Source organism: Lysinibacillus sp. EB271-A1-10B (assembly GCF_058791335.1).
The window spans coordinates 118,437-139,872 of record NZ_JBYTDL010000011.1 but is presented as its reverse complement, the minus strand read 5'-3'; the positions used below and the strand labels follow the sequence as shown (position 1 = coordinate 139,872).

Here is a 21,436-nt window from a genome sequence, read left to right as displayed (position 1 = left end):
GTTATCCCAAACTATAAGGTAGGTTGCCCACGTGTTACTCACCCGTCCGCCGCTAACGTCAAAGGAGCAAGCTCCTTCTCTGTTCGCTCGACTTGCATGTATTAGGCACGCCGCCAGCGTTCGTCCTGAGCCAGGATCAAACTCTCCATAAAAGAAATTTGATTAGCTCAAATTGTTTTGCTGGCATCATGTTTGATGTCCAAAATTTTGTTTCGTTCACTAACTCAAGGTTAGCTACTAAAAACTTTATTGATTACGTTTTGCTTGTTCAGTTTTCAAGGTTCATTTTTTAATTTACTGTGTCACCTCTTGGCGACTTATACATAATAACATCGATTGTTCATGAAAGTCAACACTATATCATAAGTTTTTTTAAGACTTTATTTTTGTATCAATTATGCCTCGGCATAATTGCGTCCGGAATCGGCTTTGTACTTGCACAAAGCCGATTCCGTGACATCCGCCGAAGCATTGACTTCTGTAGCTGACGTTTCACTTTCGCTACGAAAACATTTGCTGAAAGAAGTTAAAAATTTAGAAACGAGGTTGTTATGATGATTCGTAAAACGTTGATTTCTCTGATTTTCATCGTAATATTGTTTGTCTTTATAAAGCCGATAAATTCTACTATGATTTCTGTATTCAACATCGCCGATGCTCCAGCAGTTGTAACAAAAGGACATTATGGCACATCACTTGTTGTCGAAATTTCTTTCTCTGATGAAGCCCTGCTGGACTGGCTTAAAACTGTAAAAGAACCTTATCCGCTTCTTTTGTTAGATGCTGAGTGGATTAAACGTTCACCTGAGCACATAAAAGTCATTCAAGAACGCAAGCTACCTACAGGATTATTAGGACCCGAGGATTCCTTGGATAAGCCAGTTGATCTTGCCGCCGTTCAAAAAGATATTAATATTTACGAAAAGTATTTACAAGAAACCCCACTTTGGTTTGCAACACGAAATCATCAGTATTCGCAGGATTTACAAAATAACTTATTTCAGCAGCAGATGAATATACTTTCTCCCTCCCTAATCTGGAAAGGTGAAAAGGCACCTAAATTACAAAAGGGAGATTTTGTTTTTCTAACTTTACACCAAAATAATAAAGTCTCAATTAAAGAGCTCAATACATTCCTACAACAAAATAAATTTATGTCGATTGAGGAAAATATATTCGGCTATAAAGTTCAAACTAAAAAATCACCATAAAGTGATACTTTAATCAATGGGGTTTTCTTCATCCCCACTAGTCTTCCCCAACGGACAGTTGATCTCCCATATACCTTTACTTTCAAAGTTACTACCCCTTAATGCGAGATAAAAAAAGTTGCCTCTACGAATATAGAGGCAACTTCTTTTTTATGATTATGCGTTTTTAGCTTGTTCACGACGTGCTTTACGGCGTGCTTCTAATTTTTGACGATCTTCTTCGGATTTTGCATTATATTTTGGTAATACTAATAATTGATAAGCATTTACAGCGAGTAGTGGGAATAGTAATAGTGCAACATACTCGTTAATATTTTCATCTCGACCCATTAATGCAATTGTCCATTCTAGTGTTGTAACAACAATCATAAAAAATAAAGCCGAAATGAAAACGTGTTTTTTTCCAGTTAATTTTACTTTTTGAATAGCTGTTGCTATAGCACCGAATATTAATAAAATTAACAAACCACTATAGAACACCCAGCTTTGTCCATCTTTCACACCAGGTATAAAACGGAAGAATATAATATCAAAAATAGTAATAGCAATTAATACTAGCTGTACCCAATTCCATAATGTAAGTGTTCTAAAAATATTAACCCCTACTTGATGAAGCGTTAAATAAGCAAAAAAGCCTGCCTGTGCAATAACACTCATTGTAAACCCTAAGAAAACCATCCATAAAAGCCCGGCCAAAAATTCTCCCCAGTGACCGTTTGCAATATATGGTTGGAAGAAGTCCCATCGAATAAACAAACTGCAAATTCCGTTGACTGCGCCACCAACGAGCATTGCAAAGAAGAAAAACTTAGCCCAATTTCGTATCGTCACAACTAAAAGTCCCCCAATTTCTTATGTATATCTGTACTTATTTTAACAATGCATTGTTAAAAAAGCTATTTCTCATCTTAACCAATACATAAAGTCCTCATAAATGTGAACAATAATTGAAAGAGTCTATCTATAAGAAAGGACTGATTATTCATGCGAAAATTCTTCTTACTACTAATTCTAATGCTGTTTCTTTCTGCCTGTTCACAAGAGAAAGCCTCTACCATGTCCTATGAAGAAATAAAAAAAATAATGATCGACTCTTTACAAACCGAGGATGGTAAAAAGGCGCTGCGAAAGCTTTTAGAGGAACCAAGTTTCCGTGAATTATTGGTTTTGGAACATGATGAAGTGAAGAAAGCTACTGAGGCTACCTTGCTTTCCAAAGAAGCAGAAGACTTTTGGAAGAAAACTTTCGAAGATCCAAAATTTAAAGAAACCGTAGCTAAAAGTATGCAGAAGCAACAACAGGATATTATGAAGGAATTAATAAAAGACCCCACTTTCCAAAAAGATATGGAGGCTTTCTTTGGCCAGCCAGATATGCAAAAGCAATTAGAGAACATTCTAAAATCCTCCAATATGAGAAAAGAAGTGGAAACTGTCGTCAAAGAAACGATTGAAAGTCCACTTATGCAAGCAAAATGGCAGGAGCTTATTAGGAAAAGCGGTGGCGAGACAAGTAAGGCTGGCGCTGGCGGTAAAAAAGAAGCTGGTAGCGGTGGAGAAGGTAGTGAACAAAAAGGCCCTCAGTAATCACTTATATGTAAAAACGGATTTCCTCCATTGTTTGAGGAAATCCGTTTTCATTATTTATTTAATTTATTAATGATGTTCGTCGCGATGTCTAAATAGATTTGTCCTGTTGTGTGTTTTTCAGCATAAACAGAAGGTGCAAAATCTTCTTCTGACCAATCAGGTTGACCAAGAGGAATTTGACCAAGTAGCTCTGTACGTAGCTCTTCTGCTAACTTTGGTCCTCCACCTTGACCGAATACGAATTCACGGTCACCCGATTTCGATTCATACCATGCCATGTTTTCAATAACACCTAAAATTTCATGGTCTGTTTGTAAAGCCATTGCACCTGCACGAGCTGCAACAAACGCTGCCGTAGGATGTGGTGTTGTTACGACAATTTCTTTTGATGAAGGAAGCATTTGGTGAATATCTAATGCAACGTCACCTGTACCTGGTGGTAAATCCAATAGTAGATAGTCTAGCTCGCCCCATTCTACATCACGGAAAAACTGATCTAACACTTTACCTAACATTGGTCCGCGCCATACAATCGGTGCGTTATTTTCAACAAAGAAGCCCATTGAAATCATTTTCACACCTAAACGATCAACAGGGAAAATTCGATTGTCTACCACTTTAGGCATATCTGTCACGCCCATCATATCAGGCACACTGAACCCATAAATATCAGCATCAATTAAACCAACCTTCTTACCTAGACGAGCTAATGCAACTGCTAAGTTAACTGATACTGTAGATTTCCCTACCCCGCCTTTACCAGAGGCAATTGAAATAACTTGTACTGTGCTAAGCGGAGATAAAATATCTTGTGCTTCAGCTTCAGTTGCTACACCACGGAAGCTCTGTAGTTTTTCTGCTGACAGCTCTTCGAAACGAATCCCAACTGTATTTGCACCCGCTTCTTTTAAAACTTCAACAATTTTCATTTGTAGCTGTAATTGTTCAGGTGTATTTGTTTTAGCAATCGCAATTTTTACACTCACATGATTCTTCTCTTCTTTTATTGTTACGTTTGTAATACCGTCTGTTTCAGCGAATGATTTATGTAAAAATGGATCTTGTAGTTGTCCTAGTATTTCTCGTACTTGTTGTTCATTTATCACGACGAACACTCCCCTTATATTATCTCAATGTTAGTATATCATAATGATTTGATTTCCGTTGTGTTGTTGCTCTATTCAATTTTTGCTAATAAATACTCTTCTATACCTTCAACAATGGCATCTCCCATTTTTTCTTGGTATTTCTTATCTATTAATAGTGCACGTTCCTCATCATTACTTATAAATCCTGTTTCTACTAGTGCAGCAGGTACCACAGCCTTTTTCAGTAAATATATTTGTTTGATAGACATTGCTTCTCGATCAGTATTTTTCAAATTAGTGCGAATGGAATCTTGAATACTCTTTGCTAAAAATTCACTTTCAGCATGTCCTTCTTGATGATAAAACACCTGTGCTCCACGCCATTTTGTTTCAGGAATGGCATTTGCATGAATTGTAATAAAAATATCCGGTTTTTCTTTTTCTACTATGTCTTTTCTTAAAAAGATGTCCTGCTTTTTTCGTTCTCTCAAAGTTCCAAACTTTTCTGAGGACGCATGCTCATCGATTACATCTCCATCTTTTGTTCGTGTCATTACGACTGTTGCGCCTTTTTTCTTTAATTGCTTCTCAACATGCTGAGCAATTGCAAGTGTAATCTCCTTTTCAATTACTTCACCCTTCGAAGCACCTCCATCTTGACCGCCGTGTCCCGCATCAATGACAATTTTTATGCCACCAAGTGGGTCCGGTAAGAAGAAGTTACGGTTCGAAGCATTCGTTTCATATGCCACGAACACTATACTCATTAGCATAATTACTCCTAGTGCAAGCCAGCGCTTCACCCATATCCACCACCCTTTTATATGTAGTGTACGAAGTTAGTGATTGAACTATGCTAGAAAGTAAAAAAACTCTTTAAGTAATTAGAAAGGAACTCTTAGCCTACTTTTTGCGGGTATTTGTTTATTGAAAGAAGTTAAAATTGAGTGTTTGATTAGTAGTAGAAGATACTTTTTGGGTAATGATAAAACGGCATTAATCCATTTGTACTCTAAGGACTAACGCCGTTAATTTCTTATTTTAGTGTAAATTCAGGTTTAATCTTACCTGTATAAGGTTCATGCTCAACAAATACTGTTATATCCTTACCATCTTTATCTTTCCCAGTTCTTTGATACGTGAATTTCTTATTATTTAACTCGGTAATTTCGAGCACAGCCCCATATTTATTGTCGCCAATTGAAACATGAGCTCTTAATTTATTTCCATCGATAACATTAAAGTACCCATAGTCACCGCGACTTTCACCTGTTTCAGGATTGAAAAATTCATATTTATTTGTATTAGCATCATATTTCGCAAGGCTAATGAAATTTCTATTATATTGTGTTACATCATTTTTATTTACATCTAATACAACGCTTCCTTGCCAAAGCGTATCAGCTAAGATCTTATCTCCATCCACATCCTTAACAACAGTGCCCGTCGAATTATTTAAAGCTTTAGCTGATTCAGTAAATGTTAGCTTTTTTTCCTTATAAGGGACATGCTCAACGAAGACCTCTACATCTTTACCATTTGCATCTTTACCCATTTTTTTATACGTAAACATATCATTTTTTATCTTAGTAATCTCTTCAATTGCTTGGTAATTTTTCGTTTCTGAAATCAATATTCTATGCTTTCCGTCATTCGTAAAAAAGAAAACCCCTTTATCGTCAAGACTTCCAGCTGTATTTGGATCGAAGAGTTCATAGCGTCCTGAGTCAGCGTCATATTTCGCAAGGCCCATTAAGTTTGAATTCTCTGCTGTTACATCTTTATTATTTTTATCGTAAACTTTTGAGGCTTGCCAGTTTGTACTACTAAGAATGTTGGCATTTGCTTGACCTTTTGTCATTTCTACTTGTCTCTGATCTTCAGTATTCCCTGTTTTTACTTCCTCCGTTTTTTTTACGTCAGTTTTATTCTGACATGCACCAAGAAGTGCCATTACTGCAAGTGATACTATTAGTAGCTTTTTCATATATTGACCTCCACTTTCAGAATAAACAACTTAAAAGTAGTATCCGCCATTTCTATATAAATTACACATCATAATCGCTACTAACATTACAGATAATAAAAGTGCCTCAGCACTTCTTGCAATACTTGAAGTTCACTAAGAACCCAGGTATAACTTTTTCCAAACAAAAAAACCCTTTCTCGAAAATATTCGAGAAAGGGTTTGGAAACGTTGATATACGTAATATTAACGTTTTGAGAACTGAGGTGCACGACGAGCGCCGCGTAGACCTGGTTTTTTACGTTCTTTCATGCGTGAATCACGAGTAAGTAATCCAGCAGATTTTAATGCAGCACGGAAATCTGGGTCTACTTGAAGTAGAGCACGTGCGATACCATGACGTACTGCACCAGCTTGACCAGTGTATCCACCACCGTTAACGTTTACGTGGATGTCATAGCTTCCTGTAGTTTCAGTAGCTACTAATGGTTGTTTAATTACTTCACGTAATGCAGCGAATGGTACGTATTCTTCGATTTCACGTTTGTTGATAACAATTTTACCTGTACCTGGTACTAAACGTACGCGAGCTACAGAGCTTTTACGGCGACCAGTGCCGATGTATTGAACTTGTGCCAAAGTAATATCCTCCTCTTAATTTATATTATCCGCGAAGCTCGTATGCTTCTGGTTTTTGTGCAGCGTGTGGGTGCTCTGTTCCAGTGTAAACGTTTAGTTTACCGAACATTTTGCGACCTAAAGAGTTTTTAGGAAGCATCCCTTTAATTGCTAATTCGATCATTCTTGTTGGGTACTTGTCTAACATTTCACCAGCAGTACGAGTTTTTAATCCACCCGCAAATTGAGTATGGTGACGGTAAAGTTTACCCTCTAATTTGTTACCAGTTAAATGGATTTTGTCAGCGTTGATGATGATTACGTGATCACCTGTGTCAACGTTTGGTGTGAATGTTGGTTTATGTTTACCACGTAAGATAGCAGCTACTTCAGAAGCTAAACGTCCAAGAGTTTGGCCTTCTGCATCAACTACTAGCCATTTACGGTCTACTTCGTGACCTTTAGCCATGAATGTTGTACGCATGTATATATCCTCCTAATCGATTCGATTACCGTTATTTTTCATTAAACTACACTATAAGTTTTCGGGGCTTATTTGTGGTGGTAATGAAAATACCATCTGTTATCATATAATGAATGACTTTTAAAGTCAAGCAATTTCAATAAACACCTGGAGAAGTTGTTCAGATTCATTTCTTGGTTAAATTAGGGCTTTCATTAGCCTTCATTTTTAAAATATAATGTTATTTCGTGTCAAGATTTCTATAACATTCGAGGGCACAATTCAAAATCCAGACGCAATTACGTAAGGGCGGAATTGATATAGGTTGATTGGAATGGAGACTGGGCGACTCCTTCGTGACCAACATCGGTGCTACTGCCACTACGTTAGCACTACGCTTTCGCACAAAAAACATCTGTTGGCCCGAGACCCTACAGCGAAGCGGCTCATCGGACGCCCCCAGGAAGCTCTGCTCTGTGCGAGAGCGTAGCGGCAGCAACAAATGTTTTCTGTAGCGAAAGCAAAGCGGCAGCGACAAAGCGCCCAGTCGGAACGGAAATCAACTACACGCTATGGTGACGAACCTTTTTAATAGAAGACTTTCTCAAGATATAGACCTTGTGGCGGTGCAGTTTTACCCGCCTTATCGCGATTCATAGATTTAACGATTAACTCCACGTTCTCCATATCACGACGTCCTATACCAACTTCCCAAAGCGTACCTGCGATAATACGGACCATATTATATAAGAAGCCATTGCCTTCAATTACCATATGTAGCTCCTCACCATACCATTCAAATCGTAGCGTAGTCACTGTGCGTACCTTATCTTTGACACTTGTATTAGCTGCACAAAAGCATGAAAAATCATGTGTACCGATAATAGCCTTTGCCGCCTCCTGCATTGCCTTAACATTTGGCTTCACACCATTTGTCTCTACTGTGTAATGTCTGCGGAATGGACTTTGTACAGCCTCACATGACCATATATATCGGTACCGCTTCCCTGTTACACTGTAGCGAGCATGAAAATCAGCAGCTTCTTCTTCAATCGACATTACTCGAATATCTCTTGGCAGTTGAACGTTTAATGCCTTCATGTATTTATCTACTGGAATCGCGAGTGGTGAATCAAAATGCAATGTTTGACCTGTTGCATGCACTCTTGCATCTGTACGTCCACTAGCTGTTACCTTGATCTTTTCCCCTTTATGCATAATGGCTAGAACACGTTCAAGCTCTGCCTGTACTGTACGCTCTCCAGGCTGTACTTGGTAACCAGAAAATTGCGTTCCATCATAACTTATAATTGCTTTTAATCGTCGCATAAAGATTACTCCTTTTAACTTCTATAGAAGAATAGTAATACGGCCATTCCTACTAATAACATAAGTGCAAATGTATCACTCATATCCCACTTTAGCTTGCGATATCTCGTACGCCCTTCGCCTCCACGGTAGCCTCTTACTTCCATAGCTGTTGCTAAATCCTCAGCTCGTTTAAAAGCACTTACAAAGAGAGGTACCAATAATGGCACAACCGCTTTAATACGATCCTTTATTGGTCCTGAAGATAAATCCGAACCACGTGCCATTTGTGCTTTCATAATTTTATCTGTTTCATCCATTAACGTTGGGATAAAACGCAATGAAATAGACATCATTAGAGCTAACTCATGTACTGGCACTTTCACCGCTTTTAATGGATTTAGCAGCACTTCAATGCCATCCGTAATGGAAATCGGTGACGTTGTAAGTGTTAAGATAGATGTCATAAACACTAGAACTAGAAAGCGTATCGAAATAAATATCCCTTGTCGGATACCTTCCTCATAAATAGTGATAAACTTCCACTCAAATACAATGGCGCCTTCTTTCGTCATAAATATATGAATTAAGAAGGTAAACGCCATTAAAAAAAGTACTGGCTTTAGACCGTTAATTAAAAAATACAATCGAATCCGTGACACTAGCACAATGAGTAAGGTAAACGCTAATAGCAAAGCATATGTCACAGTATTGTTTGCTAAAAAAACAATAATGATGAATGCAAACACAAATATAAGCTTTGACCGTGGATCGAGCTTATGAACGGGAGAATCCCCTGGAAGAAAGCGACCAAATATCATTTTCTCCATCATGACTGTCCACGCTCCTCTCTTAGGACCCGAGCAATTTCAATTGCTAACTCTTCTTCAGTTAAGCATATCTTCGAGAATGATTTGTTTATCATTTTTTCAATTTTTTGTTGAAATCGTACGATACGAGGTGGTTCTAAGCGGAAATTTTTTAATGTCTCTACATCTTTAAAAATTTCTTGAGGTGTGCCACTTAGTACATTTTTCCCTTCATGCATAATGACAATACTATCTGCATAACGAGCTGCGTCCTCCATACTATGGGTAACGAGTATCGTTGTTAGCCCACGTTCCTTGTGTAGCTTATAAAACATATCCATAATCTCTTTTTGACCACGAGGATCAAGCCCTGCAGTTGGTTCATCTAAAACAATCACTTCAGGTTCCATCGCCAAAACACCAGCAATTGCTACCCTGCGCATTTGTCCACCCGATAAATCAAAAGGTGATTTTTCAAGTACGTCCCCTGGTAAGCCTACTAAGCCTACTAGCTCCTTTGCTCGTGCTTCTGCCTCTTGCTCAGAAACACCAAAGTTCATAGGACCAAACATAATATCCTTTAATACCGTTTCTTCAAATAACTGATGCTCCGGGAATTGAAACACAATGCCAACCTTTTGACGTACAGCCTTTAAATCTTTGGCCTTTTTTCCAGCTACAACAACACGATCCCCAATATGTACTTCTCCAGATGTTGGTTTTAGAAGTGCATTAAAATGTTGAAGAATTGTCGATTTACCGGAACCCGTATGTCCGATAATTGCCTGGTACGTATGTGAAGGAATTTCAAAATCCACATCAAATAAAGCACGTTTTTCAAAAGGTGTACCCTGTGCATAAGCATAGCTTACTTGTTGAAGTTTGATGTCCATAAATCATTCACCAACTCTTCTTCTGTCATATGTTGTCCCATTAATGGAACACCTTCCTTTTGCAATAACTTTGATAACTTCATGGCAAATGGCAAGTCTAATCCAAACTCAACTAGCTTGTCCCCAAGTGTGAAAATTTCAGCAGGTGTACCCTCAGCAAATTTCTTTCCGTCATTCATAAAGAGAACACGATCTGCAAGCATAGCTTCTTCTAAATCATGCGTAATAGATAGTACTGTTAACCCTGTTTCAGCACGTAAAGTTTGAACTGTTTGTAGTACCTCAACACGACCTTGTGGATCTAGCATAGAAGTAGCTTCATCAAGAATAAGGAGCTTAGGTTTCAACGCGAGTGCGCCTGCAATGGCAACGCGCTGCTTTTGCCCACCCGATAAATGATGTGGCTCATGATCTAAAAAATTGTTCATTTTTACTTGGTCGAGTGCTGCATGGACACGTTCTACCATCTCTTCAAACGGTACTCCGTTATTTTCAAGAGCAAAAGCAACATCATCCTGCACTGTCGCTCCAACAAACTGATTGTCTGGATTTTGAAAAACCATGCCCATTTGTGAACGGCTTTCCCACAGGTTTTCTTCACTCAATGGTTGTCGTAAAATACGGACATCCCCTTGCTGTGGATAAAGCAAACCATTCATAAGCTTTGCAATAGTGGATTTACCGGAACCGTTATGGCCAACAATGGCAATCCATTCCCCTTCCTGTACCGCAAAGCTTACATTTTCGACAGCATTGCGACTTTCTTTTTCTTCTGGTGTATATGAAAATGTCACATTATTTAATGATAAAATTTCTGGCATTTCTAGAACTCCTCTCTACATGCTCAGCTCTACTAACTAACTTACACTTTTTTATGTATGAATTCTACTACAATCAGTATGTCAATAAAAGAAAAGTGCTAAAATCACTTTCCATTCTTTTGTCTGCCCTATATTAGTGTACGTATAATTTAAAGGTTATCTTTAAAAAATACATCATATATTGAGCGGGCCACCTCAATCGTCCCGGTGACTACCATTATAAAATCAGCCTATAAAAAAAAGCACCACTAAATTGGCGCTAACTCTTACTTCCCTAAAAAATAAAAAAGCGCGCACCTCATTCGATAGAAATGCGCTAGTCGTTACATTTTCAAGAAACACGGGTGCTCAAGCCCTTGTTCCCTCTGAATGAGGTGCGGAGAGCTAAACGAGACGCCACACAACAGTGTCCGCTCATCATAACGCTCAGCTTAATTATTTGTCGTATAAATCGTTTTATAAAGAAAGAGGGTGGTGATTCCACCCTCTTCACCACTTGTTTTCTCTTATGATTAAACTAATTCAATCACAACAACAGGTGCACCGTCACCACGACGAGGACCTACTTTAAGAATACGAGTGTAACCACCTTGACGTTCTGCATAACGTGGTGCAACATCATCAAATAACTTTTGAAGTGCAAATGAAGTTGTTTCGTTACCTTCAGCATCAGTAGTTGTTACTAGTTCACGACGGATGAATGCAGCAGCTTGACGGCGTGCGTGTAAATCTCCGCGTTTACCTAAAGTAATCATTTTTTCAACAGCTTTACGTACTTCTTTAGCGCGAGCCTCAGTAGTTTCGATACGCTCGTTGATGATTAAATCAGTAGCTAAGTCACGTAACATCGCTTTACGTTGAGAACTTGTACGACCAAGTTTTCTGTAACCCATGGATGTTTCCCTCCTTTATAAAAAATTATCTGATCTTGTAAGTTTTGTTTAAATCGCTTAGTCTTCTTTGCGTAACCCTAAACCAAGCTCTTCTAACTTCGCTTTTACTTCTTCAAGTGACTTACGTCCAAGGTTACGAACTTTCATCATGTCGTCTTCTGACTTATTCGCAAGTTCTAGTACTGTATTAATACCAGCGCGTTTTAAGCAGTTATAAGAACGAACAGAAAGATCAAGTTCTTCGATAGTCATCTCTAAAACTTTTTCTTTTTGATCTTCTTCTTTTTCGACCATGATTTCAGCAGTTTGTGCCTCATCTGTCATGCCAACGAAGATGTTTAGATGCTCGGTTAAAATTTTTGCTCCGAGCGAAATCGCCTCTTTCGGACCGATGCTACCATCTGTCCACACATCAAGAGAAAGTTTATCGTAGTCAGAAGACTGACCTACACGAGTATTTTCCACTTGGAAATTGACGCGTGATACTGGAGTGTAAATAGAGTCGATCGGGATCACGCCGATAGGAAGATCCTCACGTTTGTTTTGATCAGCAGGAGTGTAACCACGGCCGCGTTGAGCGTACATACGCATACGTAAATGACCGTTTTTAGCGATTGTTGCAATATATAGATCCGGGTTTAAAATTTCTACATCACTGTCATGTGTAATGTCAGCAGCTGTAACTGTACCATCGCCTTTTACATCAATCTCAATAACTTTTTCTTCGTCAGAGTAGATTTTAAGAGCTAGTTTTTTCACGTTCAAAATAATTGAAGCTACATCCTCTACAACGCCTTCTACAGTTGAGAATTCGTGAAGAACACCGTCAATTTGAATTGAAGTGACAGCAGCTCCTGGTAATGAAGACAGAAGGATACGACGTAAAGAATTACCCAAAGTGTTTCCATATCCGCGTTCAAGCGGTTCTACAACAAACTTTCCATATTTGGAATCTTCGCTGATCTCCACCGTTTCAATCTTTGGTTTTTCAATTTCGATCATTTTTATTTACCCTCCTTCAAAACATCGAATGTATAGGTTCTTTCCATCATAGATTCGATCGTCATTGACGTATCGTTTATTATCTGCACAAGACAGTCTGTACAAAAAATGATGTTCTCATACAATATGAGACGCACCCATTACACGCGACGACGTTTTGGCGGACGGCAACCATTATGAGGAACTGGAGTAACGTCTTTAATAGCAGTTACATCTAAACCAGCAGCTTGAAGTGCACGAATTGCAGCTTCACGACCTGCACCAGGACCTTTAACAGTTACTTCCAACGTTTTCAGACCATGTTCAAGGGATGCTTTAGCAGCAGTTTCTGCAGCCATTTGAGCAGCGAATGGTGTAGATTTACGTGAACCACGGAAACCAAGAGCACCAGCACTTGACCAAGATACAGCGTTACCTTGCATATCTGTAATCGTTACGATTGTATTGTTAAATGTAGAACGAATGTGTGCGATACCAGATTCGATATTCTTTTTCACACGACGTTTACGAGTTTGTTGTTTACGAGCCATGTTAAGAAGGAACCTCCTTTACTTATTATTTTTTCTTGTTCGCTACAGTTTTACGAGGACCTTTACGCGTACGCGCATTATTCTTCGTATTTTGACCACGAACAGGTAAACCACGACGGTGACGGATACCACGGAATGAACCGATTTCCATCAGACGTTTGATATTTAATGAAGTTTCGCGACGTAAGTCACCTTCAAGTTTGTAAGAGTCTAATTGTTCACGGATTTTGTTTAACTCATCTTCAGTTAAGTCGCGTACGCGTGTATCTTCTGAAATACCTGCGTCAGCTAATACTTTCTGAGCTGTAGTTTTACCAATACCGTAAATGTAAGTTAATGAAATTACCACGCGTTTGTCGCGAGGAATATCAACACCAGCAATACGTGCCATGTACGTTGTGCACCTCCTTTAGAATTAACCTTGTTTTTGTTTGTGTTTAGGATTTTCACAGATTACCATTACTTTACCGCGTCGGCGAATTACTTTACATTTTTCGCAGATCGGTTTCACAGATGGTCTCACTTTCATCTAACCTAACCTCCTTAGTAGTCCGGAGCGCAAAAGATTATTTAAAACGGTATGTGATACGACCGCGAGTTAAATCATAAGGAGATAACTCGATAGTAACCTTATCTCCAGGTAGAATGCGGATAAAGTGCATACGAATCTTACCAGAAACGTGTGCTAGAATCACATGTCCATTTTCTAATTCTACCTTAAACATCGCGTTTGGCAAAGTCTCAACAACTGTCCCTTCGACTTCAATTACATCATCTTTCGCCATCTACTCTGTCTCCTCTCTATATGCAAATTAAAGTTCTCATCGTTACATCAAACGGATATCTGCTGCAACTATAGAAGCAACCTCGTTTCAACATATGTTTGGATTGTATGAGAGATGTTTGAAAGACGCTCGTCTGGTTTCGCTTCACACAATCCACGGAATATACAGAACCATTTAGGGCACTGAACCTCCCATGTTTACACGAATACCGGAATGTCTTTGATGAGATATTCATACCCGTTACACAGATGCTTCCACGAAACCCATTATACTCTTTCAAAAGTCATGTTGCACTTTTTAAAAGAAATATATACCGGGCACAATATGCTTTTGCAACTCTCAAAAAAAATTATGTTTCGTTGTTGCTCCCGCATGCCTCCCGCGGAAGCAGTATTCTGCGCCCGGAGCCGGGTATCAGCTGCGGCTGCCCTGTAAAAGAGCATCAAGATCAGCAAACACTTTGTTAATATCTTGCTGTCCATCTATATTTGTTAACACACCTTTTACTTCATAGTAGTTCAGTAATGGTTGTGCTTGTTTCATATTTACTTCCAGACGGTTTGCAACCGTTTCAGGATTATCATCCGCACGTGTGTAAAGCTCGCCACCATCTTTATCACATTTTCCTTCCTCAGCTGGAGGATTGAAAATTAGATGATAAGATGTTCCACAAGTTTTACAAATACGACGACCTGATAGACGAGCAACTAGCTCATCTTTTTCAACTTGGATGTTAATTGTATGTTCAATAGCTTTACCAAGATCAGCAAGGATGCTGTCTAAAGCTTCAGCTTGAGGAACAGTACGTGGGAATCCATCTAATAAGAAGCCCTTTTCACAATCATGTTTAGCAAGTCGCTCGCGAACAATACCAATCGTTACTTCATCAGGTACTAGAGCACCTTGATCAATGAACGATTTAGCTTGCAAGCCTAGTTCTGTACCATCTTTCATAGCAGCACGGAACATATCGCCTGTAGAAATATGAGGAATCGCGTACTTCTCAACGATTTTATCTGCTTGAGTACCTTTACCAGCACCTGGCAGACCCATTAAAACGATATTCATACGGAAATATTCCTCCCACAAAAGGTTTGCTGATTTCAGGAAACGATGGAACGTTCCCTAAAAACCAACATTATTTCATAAAGCCTTTGTAGTGACGTTTAACAAGTTGAGATTCTAGCTGTTTCATCGTTTCGAGCGCAACGCCGACTACGATAATTATACTAGTACCACCGATCTGCACTGTGGCAGGTAGATTCATAAAGTTTATGATTATAATCGGCATTACTGATATAACAGTTAAGAAAATCGCACCGACAAATGTCAGACGATATAACACGCTTGTTAAATACGTTTGAGTACTTTCACCAGGACGAATACCTGGAATGTAAGCACCTTGCTTTTTCAAGTTATCTGCCACATTTTCTGGATTCACTTGTATGAATGCATAGAAATATGTGAACGCGATGATCAAGGCAACGTAAACAATCATCCCAACAGGTTTTGTATAATCAAACGTGTTTTGAATAAATGTTGATACGCCACTTTCACCAAAGAACGGAACTAACGTACGAGGTGTCATCAGAAACGCTGATGCAAAAATTACCGGAATAACCCCTGCAGCATTTACTTTTAACGGTAAATGCGTTTGTTGAGAACCTGTTTGTTGATTGCGTCCAGTAACTCGTTTTGCATATTGAATTGGAATTTTACGTAGTGCTTGTTGCACATAGATAACTCCAACAACAACTGCTAGCAAAACTAAAGCAAGTAAACCAAGAATCACTAGATTGATAAATAACTTATCACCAGCACCCTCGATTTGCTGTGCATAGATTTGGTTAATGCCAGTCGGTAATGCCGCAACGATACCTGCGAAAATTACAACTGAAATACCATTTCCAACACCATGCGCAGTAATTTGGTCAGCAAGCCATACTAGGAATGCTGTACCCGCAGTTAATACAATTGAAATCGTAACATATGTTATAATCCCTTCTTCTTTAATCAAAGATCCACCATACATTCTATTAAAACCAAATGACATTGCGAATGATTGGATAAAGGCAAGAATAATTGTAAAGTAACGAGTAAATTGTGCAAGTTTACGTCTTCCGACTTCACCTTGCTTTGCCCACTCAGCAAATTTCGGTACTACGTCCATTTGCAATAACTGAACAATAATTGAAGCAGTGATGTAAGGCATAATCCCCATCGCGAAGATTGAGAAGTTCTTTAAAGCACCACCGCCAAAAGTATTCAGGAAACCAACGAGGTTAAACTCATCAGTTGCCTTTAATACATTTGCGTCAACGTTTGGTACTGGTACGAACGTACCAATACGGAAAACGATTAACATTAAAAGAGTAAAAATGATTTTATTTCGTATATCTCGAACACGCATAAAGTTAGAGATCGTCTGAAACATTAAATCACCTCAGTAGTTCCGCCGGCATTTTCAATTGCTTCTTTAGCCGAAGCTGAGAATTTATGAGCTTTTACTGTAAGCTTTTTGTTAAGAGTTCCGTTTCCAAGAACTTTAATTCCAGCTTTTTCATTGCTCACTAAACCTGATTCAAGTAATAATGCAGTTGTTACTTCTGCACCATCTTCAAAACGGTTTAATGTGTCAAGATTAACGATCGCGTACTCTTTACGGTTAATGTTAGTAAAGCCGCGTTTCGGTAAACGACGGAATAAAGGGTTTTGACCACCTTCGAATCCTGGGCGTACACCGCCGCCAGAACGAGAGTTTTGACCTTTATGACCTCTACCTGCAGTTTTACCGTTACCAGAACCGATACCGCGACCTACGCGGTTACGTACTTTACGGGAACCTTCTGCTGGTTTTAACTCATGAAGTTTCATATTGGATGGCACCTCCTTGTTCGTTAATTAAAAATTAGTTTTCTTTTACAGTAACTAAGTGAGCTACTACATCAATCATACCGCGAGTAGCTGCATTATCAGCTTTCTCAACAGTTTGGTTTAATTTACGTAAACCTAGTGCTTCAATAGTTTTGCGTTGTGCTGGTTTAGAACCAATCACAGATTTTGTAAGGGTGATTTCTAATTTGTTAGCCATTATCTTTCCCCCCTTATCCTAATATTTCTTCCACTGATTTACCACGTAATTTAGCTACGTCCTCTACGCGTTTTAATTCAGTTAAACCTTGAATAGTTGCACGCACCATATTGATTGGTGTGTTAGTTCCAAGAGATTTTGAAAGAATATCAGTAATACCAGCAAGTTCTAGTACGGCACGTACTGGACCACCAGCGATAACCCCTGTACCAGGAGCAGCAGGTTTAATTAGGATTTCTCCTGCACCAAAGCGACCTTGCACTAAGTGTGGAGTTGTTCCACCTACGCGTGGCACTTCGATTAAGTTTTTCTTCGCATCTTCAACAGCTTTACGGATAGCATCTGGCACCTCTTGAGCTTTACCAGTACCGAATCCAACGTGACCGTTTTTATCGCCAACAACAACTAATGCTGTGAAGCGGAAGCGACGTCCACCTTTAACAACTTTAGCAACACGGTTAATAGTAACTACGCGTTCTTCAAGTTCTCCAAGTTTGTTTGCGTCAATTCGACTCATGAAATGTGTCCCTCCTTTTTATTAGAATTCTAAACCGTTCTCACGTGCAGCTTCAGCTAAAGCTTTAACACGTCCATGATATAAGTAACCACCACGGTCAAATACTACAGCAGTAATATTTTTTTCCGTAGCGCGTTTTGCGATTGTTTCACCGACTTTAGTTGCAGCATCAACATTGCTACCAGCAGCTTCAAAACCATTTTCTTGAGAAGATGCGCTAACAATTGTTACGCCTGCTACGTCATCGATAAGTTGAGCGTAGATGTTCTTGTTTGAACGGAATACGTTTAAGCGTGGACGCTCAGCAGTACCCGAAATTTTAGAACGTACGCGCGCATGACGTTTTTTACGAACCTGATTTTTATCTTGTTTCGTAATCACAAGGGTCACTCCTTTCTAATGCTTAGACAGCATTATTTACCTGTTTTACCTTCTTTACGACGAACATATTCGCCTTCATAACGGATACCTTTACCTTTGTAAGGCTCTGGTGGACGCACGTCACGGATGTTAGATGCAAGAGCACCAACACGTTCTTTGCTAATACCTTTAACGATGATCTTAGTGTTTGAAGGAACTTCAACTTCTAAACCATCTTCAGGTGTGAACTCAACTGGATGTGAATAACCTACGTTAAGAACAAGTTTTTTACCTTGTAATTGCGCACGGTAACCGACACCGATTAGTTCTAATGATTTTTCGAAACCTGCAGAAACACCAGTAATCATGTTCGCTAAAAGCGCACGTGTTGTACCGTGGTTTGTGCGGTGTTCTTTTGAGTCAGAAGGACGAGATACAGAAATCACGTTACCTTCTTGCTCAATTTTCATATCTTGGTGGAAAGAACGAACAAGTTCGCCTTTAGGACCTTTAACGGTAACTGTGTTGTCAGCTGCAACAGTAACAGTTACGTTAGCTGGTACCTCGATAATTTTTTTACCTACACGAGACATTTAGTTGCACCTCCATTCATTTATTGCTAATTACCAAACGTATGCTAGAACTTCGCCGCCAACTTGTTTAGCGCGAGCTTCTTTATCTGTTAATAGACCTTGTGAAGTTGACACTAAAGCGATACCAAGACCGTTCAGTACTTTAGGCACTTCATTTGTTTTAGCATATACTCGTAGACCAGGTTTAGAAATACGTTTTAAGCCAGTGATAACGCGTTCGTTATCTTTACCGTATTTTAAGAAGATACGGATAATACCTTGCTTGTTGTCTTCCACGTATTCTACGTCACGTACGAAACCTTCACGCTTTAAAATTTCAGCGATTTCTTTTTTCACGTTGGAAGCTGGTACTTCTAACTTCTCGTGACGAACCATGTTCGCATTACGAATGCGAGTAAGCATATCTGCAATCGGATCAGTCATTGTCATTACATTTACCTCCTTCCCAAATTAGGGGATTACCAGCTGGCTTTTTTCACGCCAGGAATTTGTCCCTTATATGCAAGTTCTCGGAAACAAATACGGCAAAGTTTAAATTTACGATATACAGAGTGTGGACGGCCACAGCGTTCACAACGTGTATATTCTTGCACTTTAAACTTTTGCTTACGTTGTTGTTTAACGATCATAGATTTTTTAGCCACGTTTTCGCCCTCCTTGTTTAATTACTTTTGGAACGGCATACCGAATTGTGTCAATAACTCGCGAGCTTCTTCATCAGAATTCGCTGTCGTTACGATCACGATGTCCATACCGCGTACTTTTGAAACTTTATCGTAATCGATTTCTGGGAAAATTAATTGCTCTTTAACACCTAAAGTGTAGTTACCGCGACCGTCGAATGCTTTTTTAGAAACACCACGGAAATCACGTACACGAGGTAGTGAAATTGAGATTAATTTGTCCAAGAATTCATACATACGCTCACCGCGTAATGTAACTTTAGCACCGATAGGCATACCTTCACGTAGACGGAAACCTGCGATCGATTTTTTCGCTTTAGTTACAACTGGTTTTTGACCAGTGATAATTGTTAATTCTTCTACAGCTGCATCTAATGCTTTTGAGTTTTGAACTGCATCACCAACACCCATGTTGATAACGATTTTGTCAACTTTCGGCAATTGCATAACTGATTTATATCCAAACTTGCTCATAAGAGCAGTTGAAACTTCATTTAAATATTTTTCTTTTAGGCGGCTCATTTGTGTACCTCCCTTCTTTTTATAGAAATTAGTCGATTACTGCACCTGATTTTTTTGCAACACGAACTTTTTTACCGTTTTCGATTTTATAACCTACACGAGTCGGCTCGCCAGATTTAGGATCGATTAGCATTACGTTCGAAACGTGAATTGCAGCCTCTTGGCTTACAATTCCACCTTGTGGATTCAATTGGTTAGGTTTTACGTGTTTTTTCACGATGTTCACACCTTCAACAAGAACGCGATCTTGTCTAGGGTAAGAAGCAAGGATAACGCCTTCTTTGCCTTTGTCCTTACCAGTGATCACCTTAACCTTGTCACCTTTTTTTACATGCATGCTGTCGCACCTCCTTGATTGGCACTATCATGAAATTAAAGAACTTCTGGAGCTAGAGAAACGATTTTCATGAAGTTGCTGTCACGTAATTCACGTGCAACAGGTCCGAAAATACGAGTTCCGCGTGGTGATTTATCATCACGAATAATTACACAAGCATTTTCATCAAATTTGATGTACGTACCATCTTTACGACGTACGCCTGATTTAGTACGAACGATAACAGCTTTAACAACGTCACCCTTCTTAACAACGCCACCTGGTGTTGCTTTCTTAACTGTACAAACAACGATATCACCGATGTTAGCAGTTTTACGGCCAGAGCCACCAAGGACTTTAATTGTAAGAACTTCACGTGCACCTGAGTTGTCAGCAACTTTCATACGACTTTCTTGTTGGATCACTTAGGTTACCTCCCTTCGGAAATTGGTTGTTCCGAAATAGTGTTATTAAATAATAACCGCTTTTTCTACAACTTCAACTAGACGGAAACGTTTAGTAGCTGATAGCGGGCGAGTTTCCATGATACGTACGATATCACCGATTTTCGCTGTGTTTAACTCATCATGAGCTTTAAACTTTTTAGAGTATTTTACACGTTTACCATAAAGCTTGTGCTTTTTGTGAGTTTCAACTAAAACAGAAATAGTTTTGTCCATTTTATCTGAAACAACGCGGCCCGTGTAAACTTTGCGTTGATTACGCTCAGTCATACTTGAAAACCTCCTTTATCAGTTATTTGCACTGATTTCTCTTTCACGAATAACAGTTTTCATACGCGCGATTGCTTTACGCACTTCACGAATACGAGCTGTGTTTTCTAATTGACCAGTCGCCAATTGGAAGCGAAGGTTGAAAAGCTCTTCTTTCAGTGATTTCACTTTCAATTCTAATTCAGAAGTGGCAAGGTCACGGATTTCATTAGCTTTCATTAGATTCACCACCAGTTTCTTGACGTTTTACGATCTTACATTTAACAGGAAGCTTATGTGATGCTAAACGAAGTGCTTCACGTGCTATCTCTTCAGATACACCAGCGATTTCGAACATTACTTTTCCTGGTTTTACTACTGCAACCCAACCTTCAGGAGAACCTTTACCAGAACCCATGCGGACTTCTAGAGGTTTTTTAGTGTAAGGTTTGTGTGGGAAGATTTTAATCCAAACTTTACCGCCACGTTTCATGTAACGAGTCATCGCGATACGTGCAGATTCGATTTGACGGTTAGTAATCCAGCTAGCTGTTTGAGCTTGTAAGCCCCATTCGCCGAAAGATACTTCTTTACCGCCTTTCGCTTCGCCACGCATGTTTCCGCGGTGTTCACGACGGTATTTTACGCGTTTAGGCAATAACAT

Annotated in this window: 33 protein-coding genes, 1 rRNA gene and 1 pseudogene; 2 read left to right on the top strand and 33 right to left on the bottom strand. The window is 39.2% G+C overall.

Annotated features, from left to right (window positions below):
- Nucleotides 1-152, bottom strand: a 16S ribosomal RNA gene (locus AC3WSK_RS15655); the annotation flags it as partial.
- A gap of 399 nt (nucleotides 153-551) precedes the next feature.
- On the opposite strand from AC3WSK_RS15655, the gene AC3WSK_RS15650 reads away from it, so the two are divergent.
- Nucleotides 552-1,211: a hypothetical protein gene (locus AC3WSK_RS15650; protein ID WP_427483833.1), complete on the top strand. Its 660-nt coding sequence runs from the start codon at nucleotides 552-554 to the stop codon at nucleotides 1,209-1,211.
- A 156-nt stretch (nucleotides 1,212-1,367) separates the two neighbouring features.
- On the opposite strand, the gene AC3WSK_RS15645 is transcribed toward AC3WSK_RS15650, so the two are convergent.
- The gene (locus AC3WSK_RS15645) at nucleotides 1,368-2,042 is read right to left on the bottom strand and encodes a KinB-signaling pathway activation protein (protein WP_079562349.1); all 675 of its coding nucleotides are present in this window, start codon (nucleotides 2,040-2,042) and stop codon (nucleotides 1,368-1,370) included.
- 153 nt (nucleotides 2,043-2,195) lie between these two features.
- Between AC3WSK_RS15645 and gerD the strand changes: the two genes are divergently transcribed.
- Nucleotides 2,196-2,798, top strand: a complete 603-nt coding sequence (gene gerD / locus AC3WSK_RS15640) for a spore germination lipoprotein GerD (RefSeq protein ID WP_427483834.1) — start codon at nucleotides 2,196-2,198, stop codon at nucleotides 2,796-2,798.
- A 53-nt stretch (nucleotides 2,799-2,851) separates the two neighbouring features.
- Here gerD and AC3WSK_RS15635 read toward each other — a convergent pair whose 3' ends face one another.
- The 31 genes and pseudogenes from AC3WSK_RS15635 to rplP all read right to left on the bottom strand — a co-directional run bounded on the left by AC3WSK_RS15635 (nucleotide 2,852) and on the right by rplP (nucleotide 21,436).
- Nucleotides 2,852-3,907 (bottom strand): P-loop NTPase, encoded by a 1,056-nt coding sequence (locus AC3WSK_RS15635; protein WP_349660276.1) that lies wholly within the window; start codon nucleotides 3,905-3,907, stop codon nucleotides 2,852-2,854.
- Nucleotides 3,908-3,978: 71 nt separating this feature from the next.
- Complete coding sequence (locus tag AC3WSK_RS15630; protein WP_079562352.1) at nucleotides 3,979-4,692, bottom strand: N-acetylmuramoyl-L-alanine amidase; 714 nt, start codon at nucleotides 4,690-4,692, stop codon at nucleotides 3,979-3,981.
- Between the two features lie 233 nt (nucleotides 4,693-4,925).
- On the bottom strand, nucleotides 4,926-5,876 hold the full coding sequence (locus tag AC3WSK_RS15625) for a DUF4822 domain-containing protein (RefSeq protein WP_427483835.1): 951 nt from the start codon (nucleotides 5,874-5,876) through the stop codon (nucleotides 4,926-4,928).
- Nucleotides 5,877-6,101: 225 nt separating this feature from the next.
- Nucleotides 6,102-6,494, bottom strand: coding sequence for a 30S ribosomal protein S9 (gene rpsI, locus AC3WSK_RS15620; protein ID WP_004233744.1), 393 nt, complete (start codon nucleotides 6,492-6,494; stop codon nucleotides 6,102-6,104).
- A 25-nt stretch (nucleotides 6,495-6,519) separates the two neighbouring features.
- The gene (gene rplM, locus AC3WSK_RS15615; RefSeq protein ID WP_053596074.1) at nucleotides 6,520-6,957 is read right to left on the bottom strand and encodes a 50S ribosomal protein L13; all 438 of its coding nucleotides are present in this window, start codon (nucleotides 6,955-6,957) and stop codon (nucleotides 6,520-6,522) included.
- A 567-nt stretch (nucleotides 6,958-7,524) separates the two neighbouring features.
- Nucleotides 7,525-8,265 (bottom strand): tRNA pseudouridine(38-40) synthase TruA, encoded by a 741-nt coding sequence (gene truA, locus AC3WSK_RS15610; RefSeq protein ID WP_492414222.1) that lies wholly within the window; start codon nucleotides 8,263-8,265, stop codon nucleotides 7,525-7,527.
- A gap of 14 nt (nucleotides 8,266-8,279) precedes the next feature.
- Entirely contained in the window at nucleotides 8,280-9,077 is a 798-nt protein-coding gene (locus tag AC3WSK_RS15605) for an energy-coupling factor transporter transmembrane component T family protein (RefSeq protein WP_079562355.1), read from the bottom strand.
- A complete protein-coding gene (locus tag AC3WSK_RS15600; RefSeq protein WP_197142504.1) occupies nucleotides 9,074-9,946 on the bottom strand; it encodes an energy-coupling factor ABC transporter ATP-binding protein in 873 nt (290 codons plus the stop codon). Before AC3WSK_RS15600 ends, AC3WSK_RS15605 begins: the two co-directional genes overlap by 4 nt.
- Complete coding sequence (locus AC3WSK_RS15595; protein WP_079562357.1) at nucleotides 9,922-10,767, bottom strand: energy-coupling factor ABC transporter ATP-binding protein; 846 nt, start codon at nucleotides 10,765-10,767, stop codon at nucleotides 9,922-9,924. The genes AC3WSK_RS15600 and AC3WSK_RS15595 overlap by 25 nt, the downstream gene beginning before the upstream one ends.
- 512 nt (nucleotides 10,768-11,279) lie before the next feature.
- Nucleotides 11,280-11,660: a 50S ribosomal protein L17 gene (gene rplQ / locus AC3WSK_RS15590; RefSeq protein WP_012296051.1), complete on the bottom strand. Its 381-nt coding sequence runs from the start codon at nucleotides 11,658-11,660 to the stop codon at nucleotides 11,280-11,282.
- Nucleotides 11,661-11,717: 57 nt separating this feature from the next.
- Nucleotides 11,718-12,662, bottom strand: coding sequence for a DNA-directed RNA polymerase subunit alpha (locus tag AC3WSK_RS15585; protein ID WP_004233733.1), 945 nt, complete (start codon nucleotides 12,660-12,662; stop codon nucleotides 11,718-11,720).
- 140 nt (nucleotides 12,663-12,802) lie between these two features.
- On the bottom strand, nucleotides 12,803-13,192 hold the full coding sequence (gene rpsK, locus AC3WSK_RS15580; protein WP_053482801.1) for a 30S ribosomal protein S11: 390 nt from the start codon (nucleotides 13,190-13,192) through the stop codon (nucleotides 12,803-12,805).
- 25 nt (nucleotides 13,193-13,217) lie between these two features.
- On the bottom strand, nucleotides 13,218-13,583 hold the full coding sequence (gene rpsM / locus AC3WSK_RS15575) for a 30S ribosomal protein S13 (RefSeq protein WP_049662875.1): 366 nt from the start codon (nucleotides 13,581-13,583) through the stop codon (nucleotides 13,218-13,220).
- Nucleotides 13,584-13,607: 24 nt separating this feature from the next.
- Nucleotides 13,608-13,721, bottom strand: a complete 114-nt coding sequence (gene rpmJ / locus AC3WSK_RS15570; RefSeq protein WP_000868344.1) for a 50S ribosomal protein L36 — start codon at nucleotides 13,719-13,721, stop codon at nucleotides 13,608-13,610.
- Between the two features lie 37 nt (nucleotides 13,722-13,758).
- Nucleotides 13,759-13,977 carry a translation initiation factor IF-1 gene (gene infA / locus AC3WSK_RS15565; RefSeq protein ID WP_004233690.1) on the bottom strand — a complete coding sequence of 73 codons (219 nt, stop codon included), beginning with the start codon at nucleotides 13,975-13,977 and terminating at the stop codon, nucleotides 13,759-13,761.
- An 86-nt stretch (nucleotides 13,978-14,063) separates the two neighbouring features.
- A pseudogene (locus tag AC3WSK_RS15560) lies at nucleotides 14,064-14,141 on the bottom strand (type I methionyl aminopeptidase); the annotation flags it as partial.
- A 250-nt stretch (nucleotides 14,142-14,391) separates the two neighbouring features.
- Nucleotides 14,392-15,045, bottom strand: a complete 654-nt coding sequence (locus tag AC3WSK_RS15555) for an adenylate kinase (RefSeq protein ID WP_079562358.1) — start codon at nucleotides 15,043-15,045, stop codon at nucleotides 14,392-14,394.
- A 70-nt stretch (nucleotides 15,046-15,115) separates the two neighbouring features.
- Entirely contained in the window at nucleotides 15,116-16,411 is a 1,296-nt protein-coding gene (gene secY / locus AC3WSK_RS15550) for a preprotein translocase subunit SecY (protein WP_492414221.1), read from the bottom strand.
- Nucleotides 16,411-16,851, bottom strand: a complete 441-nt coding sequence (gene rplO / locus AC3WSK_RS15545) for a 50S ribosomal protein L15 (protein ID WP_079562360.1) — start codon at nucleotides 16,849-16,851, stop codon at nucleotides 16,411-16,413. The genes secY and rplO overlap by 1 nt, the downstream gene beginning before the upstream one ends.
- A gap of 34 nt (nucleotides 16,852-16,885) precedes the next feature.
- A complete protein-coding gene (gene rpmD / locus AC3WSK_RS15540) occupies nucleotides 16,886-17,068 on the bottom strand; it encodes a 50S ribosomal protein L30 (RefSeq protein ID WP_049662869.1) in 183 nt (60 codons plus the stop codon).
- Nucleotides 17,069-17,081: 13 nt separating this feature from the next.
- On the bottom strand, nucleotides 17,082-17,585 hold the full coding sequence (gene rpsE, locus AC3WSK_RS15535) for a 30S ribosomal protein S5 (protein ID WP_053482806.1): 504 nt from the start codon (nucleotides 17,583-17,585) through the stop codon (nucleotides 17,082-17,084).
- A 21-nt stretch (nucleotides 17,586-17,606) separates the two neighbouring features.
- A complete protein-coding gene (gene rplR, locus AC3WSK_RS15530) occupies nucleotides 17,607-17,966 on the bottom strand; it encodes a 50S ribosomal protein L18 (RefSeq protein ID WP_075807301.1) in 360 nt (119 codons plus the stop codon).
- 32 nt (nucleotides 17,967-17,998) lie between these two features.
- Nucleotides 17,999-18,538 (bottom strand): 50S ribosomal protein L6, encoded by a 540-nt coding sequence (rplF, locus tag AC3WSK_RS15525; RefSeq protein WP_079562361.1) that lies wholly within the window; start codon nucleotides 18,536-18,538, stop codon nucleotides 17,999-18,001.
- Nucleotides 18,539-18,568: 30 nt separating this feature from the next.
- On the bottom strand, nucleotides 18,569-18,967 hold the full coding sequence (gene rpsH, locus AC3WSK_RS15520; RefSeq protein WP_008181717.1) for a 30S ribosomal protein S8: 399 nt from the start codon (nucleotides 18,965-18,967) through the stop codon (nucleotides 18,569-18,571).
- 29 nt (nucleotides 18,968-18,996) lie between these two features.
- Nucleotides 18,997-19,182: a type Z 30S ribosomal protein S14 gene (locus tag AC3WSK_RS15515; RefSeq protein WP_004233656.1), complete on the bottom strand. Its 186-nt coding sequence runs from the start codon at nucleotides 19,180-19,182 to the stop codon at nucleotides 18,997-18,999.
- A 21-nt stretch (nucleotides 19,183-19,203) separates the two neighbouring features.
- On the bottom strand, nucleotides 19,204-19,743 hold the full coding sequence (gene rplE / locus AC3WSK_RS15510) for a 50S ribosomal protein L5 (RefSeq protein ID WP_079562362.1): 540 nt from the start codon (nucleotides 19,741-19,743) through the stop codon (nucleotides 19,204-19,206).
- Between the two features lie 28 nt (nucleotides 19,744-19,771).
- On the bottom strand, nucleotides 19,772-20,080 hold the full coding sequence (rplX, locus tag AC3WSK_RS15505) for a 50S ribosomal protein L24 (protein ID WP_079562363.1): 309 nt from the start codon (nucleotides 20,078-20,080) through the stop codon (nucleotides 19,772-19,774).
- A 35-nt stretch (nucleotides 20,081-20,115) separates the two neighbouring features.
- Nucleotides 20,116-20,484 (bottom strand): 50S ribosomal protein L14, encoded by a 369-nt coding sequence (rplN, locus tag AC3WSK_RS15500; RefSeq protein WP_004233650.1) that lies wholly within the window; start codon nucleotides 20,482-20,484, stop codon nucleotides 20,116-20,118.
- Between the two features lie 45 nt (nucleotides 20,485-20,529).
- Entirely contained in the window at nucleotides 20,530-20,793 is a 264-nt protein-coding gene (gene rpsQ / locus AC3WSK_RS15495) for a 30S ribosomal protein S17 (RefSeq protein ID WP_053482810.1), read from the bottom strand.
- Nucleotides 20,794-20,811: 18 nt separating this feature from the next.
- On the bottom strand, nucleotides 20,812-21,012 hold the full coding sequence (gene rpmC, locus AC3WSK_RS15490) for a 50S ribosomal protein L29 (protein WP_049662852.1): 201 nt from the start codon (nucleotides 21,010-21,012) through the stop codon (nucleotides 20,812-20,814).
- Nucleotides 21,002-21,436 carry a 50S ribosomal protein L16 gene (gene rplP, locus AC3WSK_RS15485; RefSeq protein ID WP_010860599.1) on the bottom strand — a complete coding sequence of 145 codons (435 nt, stop codon included), beginning with the start codon at nucleotides 21,434-21,436 and terminating at the stop codon, nucleotides 21,002-21,004. The genes rpmC and rplP overlap by 11 nt, the downstream gene beginning before the upstream one ends.